12 protein-coding genes and 1 pseudogene are annotated in these 13,074 nt (G+C 71.5%); 11 read left to right on the top strand and 2 right to left on the bottom strand.

The window, feature by feature from the left end:
- Positions 1-29 precede the first annotated feature (29 nt).
- Positions 30-644: a type VII secretion system-associated protein gene (locus tag IF17_RS0134620; protein WP_030574956.1), complete on the top strand. Its 615-nt coding sequence runs from the start codon at positions 30-32 to the stop codon at positions 642-644.
- On the opposite strand, the gene IF17_RS0134615 is transcribed toward IF17_RS0134620, so the two are convergent.
- Both IF17_RS0134615 and IF17_RS0134610 read right to left on the bottom strand, forming a co-directional pair.
- A complete protein-coding gene (locus tag IF17_RS0134615) occupies positions 641-1,054 on the bottom strand; it encodes a VOC family protein (RefSeq protein WP_051884205.1) in 414 nt (137 codons plus the stop codon). The two genes, IF17_RS0134620 and IF17_RS0134615, sit on opposite strands and share 4 nt — an antisense overlap.
- Before the next feature lie 21 nt (positions 1,055-1,075).
- Positions 1,076-1,867 (bottom strand): annotated as a pseudogene (locus IF17_RS0134610) (DUF5996 family protein); the annotation flags it as partial.
- Between the two features lie 252 nt (positions 1,868-2,119).
- Between IF17_RS0134610 and IF17_RS0134605 the strand changes: the two are divergent.
- From IF17_RS0134605 to IF17_RS1000000138265, 10 genes are all read left to right on the top strand, one after another.
- Positions 2,120-2,842: a flavodoxin family protein gene (locus IF17_RS0134605; RefSeq protein WP_030574953.1), complete on the top strand. Its 723-nt coding sequence runs from the start codon at positions 2,120-2,122 to the stop codon at positions 2,840-2,842.
- A 283-nt stretch (positions 2,843-3,125) separates the two neighbouring features.
- Positions 3,126-4,136, top strand: a complete 1,011-nt coding sequence (locus IF17_RS0134600) for an SGNH/GDSL hydrolase family protein (RefSeq protein WP_032773045.1) — start codon at positions 3,126-3,128, stop codon at positions 4,134-4,136.
- Between the two features lie 200 nt (positions 4,137-4,336).
- Positions 4,337-6,604 (top strand): iron-containing redox enzyme family protein, encoded by a 2,268-nt coding sequence (locus IF17_RS0134590; RefSeq protein WP_030574951.1) that lies wholly within the window; start codon positions 4,337-4,339, stop codon positions 6,602-6,604.
- A gap of 120 nt (positions 6,605-6,724) precedes the next feature.
- On the top strand, positions 6,725-8,563 hold the full coding sequence (locus IF17_RS0134585; RefSeq protein WP_030574949.1) for a carbamoyltransferase family protein: 1,839 nt from the start codon (positions 6,725-6,727) through the stop codon (positions 8,561-8,563).
- A gap of 101 nt (positions 8,564-8,664) precedes the next feature.
- Positions 8,665-8,814, top strand: a complete 150-nt coding sequence (locus IF17_RS1000000139415; protein ID WP_167344548.1) for a hypothetical protein — start codon at positions 8,665-8,667, stop codon at positions 8,812-8,814.
- A 44-nt stretch (positions 8,815-8,858) separates the two neighbouring features.
- A complete protein-coding gene (locus IF17_RS0134575) occupies positions 8,859-9,812 on the top strand; it encodes a TauD/TfdA family dioxygenase (protein ID WP_030574948.1) in 954 nt (317 codons plus the stop codon).
- A 62-nt stretch (positions 9,813-9,874) separates the two neighbouring features.
- Positions 9,875-11,128 (top strand): ATP-grasp domain-containing protein, encoded by a 1,254-nt coding sequence (locus IF17_RS0134570; protein ID WP_030574946.1) that lies wholly within the window; start codon positions 9,875-9,877, stop codon positions 11,126-11,128.
- 157 nt (positions 11,129-11,285) lie between these two features.
- A complete protein-coding gene (locus IF17_RS0134565; protein ID WP_030574945.1) occupies positions 11,286-11,576 on the top strand; it encodes a hypothetical protein in 291 nt (96 codons plus the stop codon).
- Complete coding sequence (locus IF17_RS0134560; protein ID WP_030574943.1) at positions 11,573-12,850, top strand: ATP-grasp domain-containing protein; 1,278 nt, start codon at positions 11,573-11,575, stop codon at positions 12,848-12,850. Before IF17_RS0134565 ends, IF17_RS0134560 begins: the two co-directional genes overlap by 4 nt.
- The coding region (locus IF17_RS1000000138265; protein WP_280518094.1) for a carbamoyl-phosphate synthase domain-containing protein at positions 12,847-13,074 on the top strand (228 nt) is incomplete at its 3' end. The genes IF17_RS0134560 and IF17_RS1000000138265, both read left to right, overlap by 4 nt.

The following is a 13,074-nucleotide window of genomic DNA, read 5'->3' as shown; positions in this document are numbered from 1 at the left end:
CCCCCAGTGCCCCAGTGAACGAGGACACGATGAGTGAGCCCGGCGCCCAGCCCGCCACCTCCCCCCTGGACCCCGCACCCCCGGAGGAGTTCGTCGAGGCCGCCCGGCTCGCACCCGACCACTGGCTCTACCTGACCGACCCCGCCTGGCAGGGGGAGGGCCCGCCACCGGAATGGGCCGTCGTTGGCCAGTGGCGCTCGGACCACGCGGGCGAGATCGTCGAGTGGGAGGACAACCCGGACTACCGCCCGTCACCCGAGGCGATGGGGTGGCCCGAACCCGCCGACGACGTGGACCGCGCCGTCCAGCTCGCCACCACCGGCTACGGCCCCGCCGAGGACGTCACCGCCGCACTGGCCGGGGCCGAGGTCGCGGTGCCGGTCACCGCGGACGGGGACCCGGTGAGCGCGTCGGCGCCCGACGGCACGGCGGTGGTCCCCGTCTACACCTCGCCGCGCTACCTCCGCGGCCTCGGGCAACTGGCCTCCGTCACCCTGCCGCTCAAGGAACTGCTGGCCCGCATCCCCGCCGGACACAGCCTCTGTCTCAACAGCTCGGCCCCGGTCAGCATGGTGCTGACGACGGAAGGGCTCGCGGAGGCGCTGGCGGAGACGGCGGAGGAGACCACGGCACCGACCCTCTAATGTCCGGGCGGCGGGTCGGCGTAGACACCATGGAGCATGCCGGTGCCCTGACCGACCTCGATCAGATAGCCGTCCGGATCGCGCAGGTAGCAGCGGATCTCGGCCTTGCGGTCGATCGGTCCGGTGATGAACTGAGCGCCTTTGGCGCTCCAGTCGCGGTGGACGGCCTCGATGTCCGCCACCCGGATGTTGAGGAAACAGGATGCGCTGGAGACGTCCTCCGGCGGGCTCAGGGTGATGCCAGGCTTGTCGGGGGTGGGCCCGCCCCCGGGATTCATGATGATCCAGCTGTTGGCCAGCCGGACGGTGCAGGGGTTCTCGGCGAGAACGACCTCACCGCCGAGGACGTCCGCGTAGAAGGCACGCGAACGGGGTACGTCGGCGACGCTGAGGAAGTAGGTCAGGAGCATCCCTGCTTCGTGGTCGTCGGATCAGGCCGGCGGCCGGGTCGCGTCGGTGGCCGAGGCCTGGGGGTCGGTCACTCCTCCCGGGCAGAGCCGGTCGGGTTCCCAGCCCGCCAGGCGTGCGCCGGCCGCGTACGCGGAGTCGGGGAATCGGAGGGTCTCGGCCGAGGCGTCCGGCTGGGTGCGCACCTCGTCGGAGGGCAGCAGGGCCAGGTGCGAGCCGTTGCTCTCCGTCCACCGTGCGGCTGCCGGTTCCATCGGCTGCCGCTGCAGTCCGTCGGGTTCCGGCGCCGTGTACGAGTAGAAGGCGGGTTCCGGGTAGGACCGTTCGTCGCCGAACCGGAAGCCACTGCTGATCACCTCGCGCGAGTACGCCTCACGGGTCACGGGATCTACGGACACCCCTTGCGCCACGTGCCGGTCGGAGAACCTGGTGACGGCGATGTCGAAGGTGTGCCAGAAATGGTGGACGGGGCTGGTCTTTCCGGAGTACCCGGCCGCGTACGTCTCCAGAATCAGCATGACCTGGGTGAGGACCGTCCAGTAGCGGTTCACGGCGGCCGGATCGTAACTGGCGTGTTCGTCGTCCTCGGCGAACGGCCGCGCGGCGTCGGGCAGGTCGAAGGGGTACGGGTGCTCGGGAAGCACGCTGATGCCCAGGTGGGCCAGCGCGCCGGTGAACTCACGGTAGAAGGCGCCGACCGACAGGCCCACCAAGGGGAACGACACCTGGCGCCCGTCGAGGGTCGACACGGCCAGACGGTGGGCGGTGAAGTCGAAGTCGACGGTGAACACGGTGCCGTCGCCGAGCGGGCCGGCAGCGGGGGAAACAGATCCATCGGAGGCGCCTCCCGGAGGCCCGCCCGCCCCGGCCCGGACGGCCGAGGACACATGGTTCCGCTCTCGCGCCCAGTGCCTCGGACTGCATCCGCTGGGCGCTGGGCGTGAGGCGGATGCAGGCGGCGGGTGCCGCGTGCCGGGGCGCGTACCGCGTTCGCCGCGCTGCAATGGCCCTTCCCGTCCCGGTCTCCCAAGCTCATGTCATCAGCCACCGCGAAGGGATCCGCACCCGTGCCGTCCACCGTTCCGCCCCGTTACGACGATCTCCGCGCCCTCTACCTCAACTGCACCCTCAAGCCCTCCCCGGAGACGAGCAATACCGAGGGAGTGATCGACCGCAGCACCGCGGTGATGCGCGCGGCCGGCGTGCGGACCCAGGTGATCCGCCCCGTCGACCTGGACCTGGCGGTCGGCGTCCAGCCCGACATGACCCGGCACGGCGCTGCCACCGATGCCTGGCCGGAGCTGTACGCCGACGTGATGGCCGCGGACATCCTGGTGCTCTGCGGACCGATCTGGCTCGGTGACAACAGCTCGGTGATGAAGCACGTCATCGAACGGCTCTACTCCAACTCTGCCGATCTCAACGACGCGGGCCAGTCCGCCTACTACGGGAGGGTCGGCGGCTGTCTCATCACCGGCAACGAGGACGGCCTCAAGCACTGCGCCATGAACATCCTCTACAGCCTCCAGCACATCGGCTACGCCATCCCCCCGCAGGCCGACGCGGGCTGGATCGGCGAGGCGGGCCCTGGCCCCAGCTACCTCGATCCCGGCTCCGGAGGCCCCGAGAACGACTTCACCAACCGGAACACCACCTTCGCGGCCTGGAACCTCATGCACCTCGCCGCTCTCCTGAAACGCTCCGGAGGCGTCCCCGCGTACGGCAACCAGCGCCCCGAGTGGCAGGCCGGCTGCCGCTTCGACTCACCCAACCCGGAGCACCGCAGCTGACGAACACCCGCCCGGGGGCGATCAGGCTGCCGTGCTCCCCCTTCCTCACCAGCTACGAACCTGGTGAGGAGCGGGTGGGTGTAGACGCCACCATTCCGAACCGCCCATAGGAGGGATCGCCCCCTTCATGCCTGTATGTCCTTCCCTCCGGATCCCGCATTGCGCGTTCCCGACCCCAGGGTTCTCTTCAGTCACGGCCGCCGACCGGCAAAGCTCGTCACGTACGGCGCCGAGATACGCCCCCACCGGAAGAGCGAGCCCTGAATCGAGGAGCGTCCTGCCCGTGAAATCCCAGCGCGAAATCCTGACCCCGCAGATGCTGCGGTACGACGACTTCGACGACCGCGCGGAAACCCGGTATCTGCCTTATCTGATGTATTTCCACCGGGCGGACTACCGTTCCGCGACGATCAACACCGACCGGCTGGGATTCAGGATCTCCCACGGCGCCACCGAACAGGGATCGGTGGCCGTTCCGCCCCGAGGTCCCGTCCGGCTGCTGGCCGGCAGCTCCACCCCGTTCGGGATCGGAGCGACCAGCGACGCGGCCACCATGGCGTCACGCCTGTGGACCCGGTACGCGCCCTCCGTCCCCTGGCTCAACTTCGCCGGGCGGAGCCACAACTCGATGCAGGAGTTGCTGCTGTTCCTGATGCACCGGGAGCTGGTCCCCGAGATCGACGAGATCGTCGTCTTCTCCGGGCTCAACGACCTGGCGCTCGCCCGGCTGCCCGACGCCCAGCGCGGCGACCACGGCGGGTTCTTCAACTGCGGTGAGTACTTCGACAGCATGGAGGAGCTGCGCGCCTCCCACCGCAAGCCCAAGCGGGGCTTCGGCCGGCGCCCCGGAGGGCCGGAGGACGCCCCCCATGTGGTGCCCCCGCTCGCGGACCGGATCGCGTACGCCGTCGCCCTGACCGCGCGCCACCTCGCCGCACTCCGCCTGCTGGCCGGGCCGACCGGCGCCCGCATCACCTACGTCCTGCAGCCCCTGGCGACCTGGGTGCGGGAGTCCGGCCCGGCCGAGGAGCGGGCGATCTTCGGTGAGCTCGACGGGATCTCCAACTTCTGGGAGCTGTACGGGGACATCGCCACGCTGGAAACCGGCCGCCGGTACGCCGACGCGCTTCAGGTCGCCTGCAAGGAACAGGACATCCGCTTCCTGGACCTGAGCCCCGTTGTCGCCGAGTCCGTCAAGGGCGACGACTGGCTCTATGTGGACCGGGCGCATTTCACCGACCACGGTACGGAAATCGTCTCCGGGCTGCTCGCGGAATCCCTCGGTCTTTCCTGACCGGCCCGGTCCCCACCTACCCCCCCTTTACGCAAGAGAGGGCTATTCAGCCATGTCGTTCGTACGAAACCTCATCGCGAAAGTGTTCCGGCGGAAGCGGAAGCCCAAGAACGACGCCTCCATCTACCCCATGTTCTGACCGCCCGAGACGCCCGAGACGGACGAGACGGACAAGACGGAGATACGGAGAGAGGGGAACGATGCACAGCCAACAGGCAGCCGCCACGGCCACGCTGTCCGCCGCGGAGCACCAGGCGGGCGGTCCGCACGGGCTGCCCGGGGACGGCGGCGGCTCCGCGCGGACCGTGTATGCGTATGCGACGGACCCGGAAGCGTCCCTCCCTGAGGGCCGGTTCGTCGAGGAGGTACGGACCGTACTGCGCCGCCGGACCACGGGAACCGCCCCGGCCACCGTGAGCGACGGCGACGGCTCGCTCGACGCCCTCGTCCGGCAGGCCGCCGACTGGGGGACCGCCGAGCGCGAGCGCTACCTCACCCTGGCCGGTGCCGGAGAAGGCCCCGAAGGCCACCGCGAGGTGCTCGTCCGGCGGGCGGTCCTCGGCTGCGCCCCGCTCGCCCTCCTCTCCGGGGCCTGGCTGCAATGGCTCAGCGCCCCCGGGAACGCCGACGACCCCTTGGTCCTGCGCATCCTCGCCCTGTACGCCTCCGACGTCGGCGCCGGCCACCCGGCGGCCTCCCGGGGCAGCGCCTACCTCGAACTGTTACGCAGGCTGCGGCTCGCCGAGAACGCGGCGCCGGCGGCCCGGCTCACCGGCGACCAGCGCATCCCGGACGGGGCGTTCCGCCTCCCCGCGCTGCTCCTGGCGATGAGCCGGCGCCCCGACGACTTCCGGGGCGAGATCCTCGGTGCCGACCTCTGCCTGCGGGCCGTTGGGCTGCTGCCCGCCCTCGAGCTGGTCCAGGAGGTGCTGCCGACGGAGGCGGACTGGGCGACCCTCGACCCGGGCGGCAGGCGTGAAGGCGAAGGGCCCTCACCCGTCGAGCGGTGCCGCGCCGCCGTGGACGCGCTGGTCGAGCAGGAGGGCGAGCGGGGCGCCGACGCCGTACGCAGCGGTTTCCGCTGGATGCTGGCCGGCCTCCGCGACTGGTCCGGCGCGCTCCACGCGGAGCTGGTGGCCGCCGGGGACCCCGCGTTCGACATGGCCGAGCTGATGCGGCTGCGCGCACGGGAAGGCGCGGTCTACCACCACCAGTTCCTGCTGGAGGGCAAGCCCCTGGCGCGCTGGCTTGCGGAGTGCCGGACCGACCCGGGCCCGCTGCTCGACGCCCTGGCGCGCAGCAAGCTGGTCAAGCCCGGCCGTTCCGGGGCGAGTTCGCTGGTACGGGGGCTGGTCGGCGAGCGCGGACCGATGTTCCGGGTCTTCTCGCCGGAGGATCTGACGGTGATCCGCCGGTGGATCGACTCGCTCCCGGCCAGGCCTGCGGAAGCGCCGGAACCCCGGGCGGAACCGGAACCCGGCCCGGGGCCGAAGAAGCCCTCCCCGGGCGCCACGCGGGACCACCTCGCAGCCGTCGCCGCAGCCCTGCGCGCAGGCGCCCGCTCCCCGGGCCGCACCCCGTCCGGGCTGCGCGAGGCGTACCACCTGCTCATGAACCGTACCGATACCCCTGCCCTCCGCTCCTGGGCCATGGACTACGTCGCCGGCTGGCTCGCCCGCTCCGGCCACGGCATGGACCGTACGGCGATGCCGCTGCCCGAACGCTGGGGCCACGAAGGGCTCCGGCCCTGGCTCCAGGCCCAACACGACCAGCACGGAGCGGAGTTCGAGGAGAACGCGGCGGTGCCCCTGCCCTCGAAGGAGGCGGTCGTCGACGACACCGTGCAGACGGCGCCGCTCACCCTGATCGACGGCAGCTGGCTCCAGGGGTTCACCGATTACGAGCAGGCCTCGTCCGCGATCGGGCACTCCCTCTTCGAGACCTACTGGGACGAACTCGGCAACGGCGAACCGCACTTGAACCACCCCCTCATCTACCGCGACGTTCTCAAGGAGATGGGGGTGGAGCTCCCGCCGACTGCCTCCGCCGCGTTCGCGCAGTGGCCCGGCTTCCGCGAGGAGTCCCTCGAACTCCCGGTGTACTGGCTGTGCGTGGGCCGCTTCCCGCAGACCTTCCTGCCGGAGGTCCTGGGGCTGAACCTGGCCATGGAGCTGTCGGGCGTCGGCGGCACCTACCGCCGGGCGCGCCTCGCCCTGAAAGCGTACGGCTTCAGCACCCGCTTCGTGGACATCCACAACACCATCGACAACGTGGCCACCGGCCACTCCGCCTGGGCGGCCGACGCCGTGGACACCCTGCTCGCCTCGCTGCCCGACGCACCGGGGCCCGGCGCCCGGGCCGATATGTGGGGCCGGGTGCGCGTGGGCTACCGCTCGCTCAACCCGCCGAGGACCGTCGGCGCACGGCTCGCCGCCCGCCGCGCCCGCTTCACCGGCCGCCGTAGGTGAGCCCCCGGAGGCCGGCCGGCCCCGAGCGGCCCGCCCGGAATCTGCCCCTGCCCCTGTCCGTGTCCCCGCCCCTGCCCCGCCCTCGATCCCGCATCCGAACCCAGCCGGAGGAACCCAGCGGTGTCTGACCTCATTCTCGGAGTCTCCGCGTTCTACCACGACAGCGCCGCCGCCCTGATAGCCGACGGCGTCCCCGTGGCCGCTGCCCAAGAGGAACGTTTCACCAGGCGGCGGCACGACCCCTCCTTCCCCTCCCGCGCGGTCGCCTACTGCCTCGACGAGCAGGGCGTGAGCCTGGACGACGTCTCCGCCGTCGCCTACTACGAGGACCCCCGGCTGAAGTTCCGCCGGGTGCTGGCCACCCTCGCGGGCGCCGCACCCACCGGCTTCGCCTCCTTCCGCGACACCCTCCCCTCCTGGCTCGGCCCCGGCGGCAAGCTGCGCACCGCCGACACCGTGCGCGCCGAACTCGCCGCGCTGGGCCGGGGCCGGGTGCCCGACCTCTCCGTACGCCGCCACCACGAGTCGCACGCGGTCTCCGCCTTCTTCCCGAGCCCGTACGAGTCCGCCGCCGTGCTCTGCATCGACGGCGTCGGCGAATGGGCCACCACCACCCTCTGGCACGGCCGCGGTACCGGCCTCCGCCCCGTCTCGGAGCTGCGCTTCCCGCACTCACTCGGCCTGCTCTACTCCGCCTTCACCTACTTCTGCGGCTTCAAGGTCGACTCCGGCGAGTACAAGCTCATGGGCCTCGCGCCCTACGGCAAGCCGCGCTATGCCGACCTCATCCGCGAGAAGCTCATCGACCTCAAGCCCGACGGCTCCTTCCGCCTCGACATGCGCTACTTCGCATACCTGCGCGGCCAGGTGATGACGGGGCGCGGCTTCGAAAAGCTCTTCGGCGGCCCGCGCCGCACCTCCGAAACCCCGCTCACCGAGCGGGAGTTCGACCTCGCGGCCTCGGTGCAGGCGGTGACCGAGGAGGCGGTGCTCCGCCTCGCCCGGACCGCCCGCGAGCGTACGGGGGAGTCCCGGCTCTGCATGGCCGGCGGCGTGGCCCTCAACTGCGTGGCCAACGGCAAGGTGATCGACGCCGGGATCTTCGACGAGGTCTGGGTCCAGCCCGCCGCCGGTGACGCCGGGGGAGCCCTCGGCGCCGCCCAGGCCGTCGCGATGGAACGCGGGGCCCGGCGCGACCACGTGCGTACGGGACACGACGCGATGAGCGGCTCCCTGCTCGGGCCCGCCTACGGCGACGAGGAGATCGCCGCCTACCTGGACGCGCGCTCCATCCCGTACCGGCGGCTCGACAGCGACACCCTGGCCGCGCAGGTCGCGGACGGGCTGGCCCAGGGGAAGATCGTCGGCTGGTTCCAGGGGCGCATGGAGTTCGGGCCCCGGGCCCTCGGCGCACGCTCGATCATCGGGGACCCGCGCAACCCGGACATGCAGTCGGCGATGAACCTCAAGATCAAGTTCCGGGAGTCGTTCCGGCCCTTCGCGCCGGCCGTCCTGGCCGAGGACGCCAAGGACTACTTCGACCTGCCGCAGGAGAGCCCGTACATGCTCGTCGTCTCCCAAGTCGCCGCCGCCCAGCGGCTGGAGGCACAGGACGGCGGGGCTTCAGGGCTCGACCTGCTCAAGGTGCGGCGCTCCACCATCCCCGCCGTCACCCACGTCGACCACTCGGCACGCGTGCAGACGGTCACCGGCCACAGCAACCCGGCCTACCACCGGCTGCTGACTGCCTTCAAGGCCCTCACCGGCTGCCCGGTCCTGGTCAACACCTCGTTCAACGTACGCGGCGAGCCGATCGTCAACTCCCCGCAGGAGGCCTACACCTGCTTCATGCGGACCGACATCGACATGCTGGCGCTCGGCAACTTCCTGCTGGAGAAGAGCGACCAGCCCGCATGGCAGGAATCGTCCGACTGGCGCGACGAGATCCCGCTCGACTGAGCCCTGGGCACGTGCTGCCGGCCCCGCGGGGCCGGCGCGCCGCGCCGCTGCCCCCGCGTCGCCGCCACGAAGAACACCTCGCAACGGACGGACGGACCCCCATGCGCACCTTCCTGCTCCTCATCGCCTACTACCTCGTCGTGACACCCCTCGGCCTGCTGAGCCGACTGGTCGACGACCCCCTGACGCGCCGCTGGAACCGGCGCGCCGACACGTACTGGAACGCGACAGCCCCGTCGACGGCTCGCTGAGCGACGCAAACGAGGGCGTGCAACCGACCTAACGGAGACAGACGATGACCAGCTTGCTCCAGTTCGCCCGGTACCGAGTCGAGGACAGCGCCCGGGACCTGTTGCGCAAGGAGATCTCGGCCCGGGTATCGGAGACCAGCCTCGACTCCGACCTCGACGACGCCATCCTCGGCTCCATCGGCGCGTACGCGCTGCGGCGCCATCTGCCCGGTGACATCCTCCACGGCAGCCAGGTGTTCACCGCCGCCGGCTCCCACGCGTTACTCCTGTCCAACCTGCCCACCCAGGACTTCCCGGCCACCCCGGTCAGCGGCTTCGCCGACGAGGGCGGACTCGCCGTGACCAACGCCGTCCACCTGGGCCTGATCCGCCTGCTCGGATGCACGCCGTTCGCGGTGAGTTACGAGAACGACGGCCGGCTCATCCGCAATGTGGTGCCCAACCCGGCGGCCTCCGGAACCACCAGCTCCTGGGGGGCCGACTCGGAGTTCTTCTGGCACTCCGACAACCCTCACCAGCCCTTCGGCCCGCCCGGATCGGACCCCCGGCTCTACACACCGCCCTACCTCACCTTCTTCGCCATACGCAACGAGGAGCGCATCCCCACCGAGATCGCGGCCCTCGACGACGTCGTCGTACGGCTCGACGAGGAGACCCGATCCGCGCTCGAAGCACCGGAGTTCGAGGTCGGCGCACCCGACTCCAACGACGGGGAGACCATCGGTCCGCTGGTGAAGACCCCGGTCCTGGAGCCCGGACCGGACGGCCGCCGCCGCGCCCGCTACGACCGGGGCACCACGGCCGGACTCACCCCCGCCGCCCAACAGGCTCTGGAGCGCTGGCGCGAGGTCCTGCTCGACATCCCCTCGGCCGACCTCATCCTCCAGCCCGGCGACTTCATGATCTTCGACAACCTCCGTGTGCTGCACCGCCGCAAGGCGTTCACCCCGCGCCCGAACGCGACGGCCCGCTGGCTCCGCCGCTGCTACGCCGCCTGACCGGCACCACAACTCCCCTTTCCTCAAACGCACATACCACCTACCACTCCGAAGGGAACCCCATGGGCAAGTACCGCGTGGCAGTCATCGGCGGCCGGCCGGCACCGGTCGCAGGAGCCAAGGAACTGGGCATCGACGTCGTCCTCGTCCACGAGGAGGGCGCCTACGACGTGGCTGTCGCCCAGCACTGCGAGCGCATCATCCACGGCCCCCTGGACGACGGCCCGGCCATCCTCGAACTCCTGAAGCCGCTGCACGCCGAGCGCCCGTTCGACCGCGTCCTCACCACCACCGAACCGGCCGCCGAATCCACCGGCTTCGTCGTGGACGCCCTCGGCCTGCCCGGAGTCAGCGAGTTCACCGCCCGCGCCCTCAAGGACAAGGCGCTGACCCGGCAGTTGCTGGACGAGCACGGCATCAGCCCGGTCCGCTACCGGCTGGTCCGGAGCGCCGAGGAGATCGCCGCGTTCCGGGCGGAGGTCGGTGACCGGATCATCGTCAAGCCGGTGGACGGCGTCGCCAGCCTGCACATCCACCCCGTGGACGGGCCCGAGGACGCCGAGAAGGCCTGGCAGGCGCTTCAGGAGGCGGACACCTCGGCCGTCATCGCGGAGGAGTACCTCGACGGCCCCGTCGTCAGCGTCGACTCCTTCTCCCACGCCGGCCGCCACCTCACCATCGGCTACTCCGAGTACCGCATGAACGAGCGGTACGTCGAGTGGGAGGTCAGCACCCCCAGCCGGTACGCCACCCCGTGGCTCGCCGAACTCCGCGAGCTCACACCGAAGTTGCTGGACGCCGTCGGCCTCACCGAAGGCCCCTCGCACAGCGAGTTCGTCCTCACCCCGAAGGGCCCGCGCGTCCTCGAATCCCACGCCCGGCTGGCCGGCAGCGGTGCCCCCGAACTGGTCCGCCGAGCCTTCGGGCTGAACCTCAACCGGATGTTCCTCACGGTCCCGCTCGGCATCGACGAGCTCCCGCAGACCTCGCCCGAGCCGCTGGGTGGCGCCGCGGTCCGCTTCTTCACCCCGGAGCCCGGCACCGTCGACGCGATCGAGGTGGACGACGACGCGGCCCACGAGATCCGCCGGGTCCCGAAGGACGAGAAGCAGTACGTCTTCCTCCCGTACCTGGACGAGTTCACGGACACGGAGGTGGCGGCCGTGATCGGCAAGAGCGTCGGCGAGACCGTACCCCCGCTGCTGACCGTCGCGGACTGCGTCTCCGGGTACGTCATCGCCTCCGGGCGCGACGCGGACGACGCCGTGGCCAAGTGCGAGGCGACGAACGACCGGATCCGTTTCAAGACGAGCTGAGGGCGGGCGCACGGCCGGCCCCGCCGTCGCGCCCCGCACGCCGCGGGACGCGGCCCAGGGCGGCCGGGACCTCTGGCCGAGGCCCCGGCCGCCCGCGTGTCCGCTCCCCTCCTCCTCCCTTTTCACCCCGCTCCTGCCTCCTGGGATGGACTCACCGATGAACACGATCATTTGCCCTGTCGTGGCGGAGGGGCCCCTGCCGGACCCCGTCGCCCAGTTGCAGAGCGCCCGCCGACTGGTCGAGGACCGGTACAGCAGCGAGCAGCCCCTCGCCCGCGCCGCGCTGCACCTGATCGACTGCGCCACCGACATCGTGGGCCAGCTCCCCGACGGCGACCTGGACGCGGCGCGCGGCGCACTCGGCTCGGCCCGGGCCGCCGTGGTCTCCGCGACCTTCGCGGTGGGCCGGGTCCGGGACATGTCGGCCGCCGGAGCCGATCAGACATGAGCGGACACAGCGAACCTGGCCGACACGGCGGACACATCATCGTCATCCACCGCTGGCGCGACCGGCATGCCCACTACGAGGAGTACGTCGACCACCGCACCCACCGGGTCACCTACGTGACCACGGAACTGGCGCTGGACTCGGTCCCCGGCGGCGCGGCAGCCGCCCGTACCGTCCCGGCCACCGACGACCTCGATGCCGTCTGGCGCGCGGTGACCGAGCTGCGAACCCACTTCGGTGTGCCGGAGCGGGTGGTGGCCCTCAACGAGGGCGACCTCGACACCGCAGCCGTGATCCGCGAACGGCTGGGCTGCGCGGGCCAGACCTCCGCCGCCCTGGCCCGCTTCCGCGACAAGCTCACGATGAATCAGGTGACCGCCGACGCGGACATACCCGCCCCCGCCTTCGCGGACGCCCCCGACGAGGCCGCCGTCCTGGCCTTCGCCGAACGCCACGGCTGGCCGGTCGTGGTCAAGCCGCGCCGGGGGACAGCGAGCAGGGGTGTCGTACGGCTCGACTCCGAGGCCGACCTGCCGCTGCTGCGCACCTCGCCCCCGGAACCGCGCCTGGTTCAGCGGTTCTGCGCCGACCCGATCTTCCACATCGACGGCCTGTGGACCGGCGAGGAACTGGGCCCCTGGCGGGCCTCCCGGTACGTCAACACCTGCGTGGACTTCACCCAGGGCGAGGCGCTCGGCTCGGTCGAGGTGGACGACCCCGAACTCCTTCGGCCACTCGGCGAGTTCACCTCCCGGGTTGCGAGGGCGCTCGGCCCGGAACCATGGGTCTTCCACCTGGAGGCGTTCGTCGGTACGTCCGCCGACGGCTCGCCCTCGATCCAGTTCCTGGAGGCGGGGTACCGGGTCGGCGGGGCGGAGATCCCGTTCGTCTGGCGGGAGGTGCACGGCATCGACCTCGCCGGGGCCGCCGCCGACGTCCAGCTCGGCCGGCGCCCGGAACTCCCCGTACCGGACGTATGGCGTACGGGCGGCTGGCTCCTGGTGCCCTCACCCGTCCCGGCCCCCTGCCGCGTGACGGCCTGGGAACTCCCCGAACCGCCGACCCCTGACGAGGGCCCCTACGCCGTGGTGGTGCCAGCCGTGGGGCAGGTGGTCCCGCGCGTGGGCGGGTACGAGCACGTGGGCGCCCGGTTCCGGTTCCGCGGGGGGTCGAGCGGTGACGTGGAGAAGGCGATGCTCAGGACGGCAGCCCAGTTCCGGTTGGAGTGCGTACCGGAGCGGGGAGCGCGTGTGGCCTGCGGACTGGATCGATGAGGGGCGGGGGAGGGCCGCCCCCGCTCGCCGTACTCGTTCTGGAGGACGGCCGCACGTTTCGTGGTCGTGCTTATGGGGCCGTGGGGGAGACCTTCGGCGAGGCGGTGTTCTCGACCGGGATGACTGGTTACCAGGAGACCCTTACCGACCCCTCGTACCACCGTCAGGTCGTTGTCATGACGGCCCCGCACGTGGGCAACACCGGGGTGAACGACGAGGACCCG

This window comes from Streptomyces cyaneofuscatus (assembly GCF_000718135.1).
Classification (GTDB): domain Bacteria; phylum Actinomycetota; class Actinomycetes; order Streptomycetales; family Streptomycetaceae; genus Streptomyces; species Streptomyces cyaneofuscatus.
This window is presented reverse-complemented; position numbering and strand designations above follow the sequence as displayed.